The organism is Luteibacter sp. P4_E6 (genome assembly GCF_056401535.1).
Genome location: NZ_JBFUJE010000855.1, coordinates 1 through 1,128, shown reverse-complemented (window position 1 = coordinate 1,128; position 1,128 = coordinate 1). Strand labels below are relative to the sequence as shown.

Sequence of the window (1,128 nt, the reverse complement as noted above, 5' to 3'; positions counted from 1 at the left end):
ATTCCGGCGATGATCGATCCGAACGGTCCGGACGGTAAGCCGATCGGCCTGTTCGAATCCGGCGCGATCCTGCTCTACCTCGCCGAGAAGACGGGGAAGTTCATTCCCGCCGATGCGGCGAAGCGCTGGGAAACCATCCAGTGGGTATTCTTCCAGATGGCCGCGATCGGACCGATGTTCGGCCAGGTGGGTTTCTTCCACAAATTCGCTGGCCGTGAGTTCGAGGACAAGCGCCCGCTGCAGCGGTATGTCGATGAGGCCAAACGCTTGCTGGGCGTGCTGGATCGTCGCCTCGAGGGTCGCGACTGGATCGTCGGCGACGAATACACCATTGCGGACATTGCCACGCTGGGTTGGGTGAACAACCTGGTGACGTTCTATGGCGCGCGTGAGCTGGTCGGTTTCGATGACTTCCAGAACGTCATTGCATGGCTCGAGCGCGGCACATCGCGGCCGGGTGTGGAGCGCGGACTCAAGATTCCGTCACGCACCTGAGCGAGCGCGCCGTACAAGAAAACGGCCGCGAAAGCGGCCGTTTTCTCATGCAGGGCGAACATCGATCAGAAACGGAATTCTGCCGACCCGCCCCAGACGCCGACGTTCACCGTTCGCTTGTCGTTGGTGATGTTCTGAGCCTTCAATGAGTAATTGTCGTAGTTCAGCGAAACGCCGAAATGCTCCGTGAAATCGTAGCCGAAGCCGACGCCCGCATAGATACCGTTGTCAGTCGAAGTGGTGCGGGACGACGCGTGTTCGACGTACGTAACGTGCTTGACATATATGGATGCCGCATCGTGAAGGACATATGCGTTGTCGACGTTCACGGTCGCATCGTGATCGTATTTGCTTCGCGAGTGCGCGAGGCCGAGACGAGCCGTGATGGTCCAGTGGTGTGGAAGCACCCACTTGCCGTTGGCGCCAAGCAGTAACGCTTGTCCTTTCAGTTCATACTTGTCGTGAAAGTCAGAGGTGATTGTCAGGGATCGGCTTATCGTGGTTTCGGTCCTGTCGTACACGCTGGAGATCTTACCCAGGTCGACATAGCCCCCTTCGACACCGATATAGAACGGTCGATCCACTGCCCAGCGGTACCCGACTAAGGCGCCGAATGCCGAGTCCTTCTTATCC

Annotated in this window: 2 protein-coding genes; one reads left to right on the top strand and one right to left on the bottom strand. The window is 58.4% G+C overall.

Annotated elements, in window-relative coordinates:
* Positions 1–495: glutathione binding-like protein (locus AC1DT2_RS24105; RefSeq protein ID WP_477299236.1), on the top strand; the 495-nt coding region annotated here is incomplete at its 5' end.
* A gap of 65 nt (positions 496–560) precedes the next feature.
* On the opposite strand, the gene AC1DT2_RS24100 is transcribed toward AC1DT2_RS24105, so the two are convergent.
* Positions 561–1,128: outer membrane protein (locus AC1DT2_RS24100; RefSeq protein WP_477299234.1), on the bottom strand; the 568-nt coding region annotated here is incomplete at its 5' end.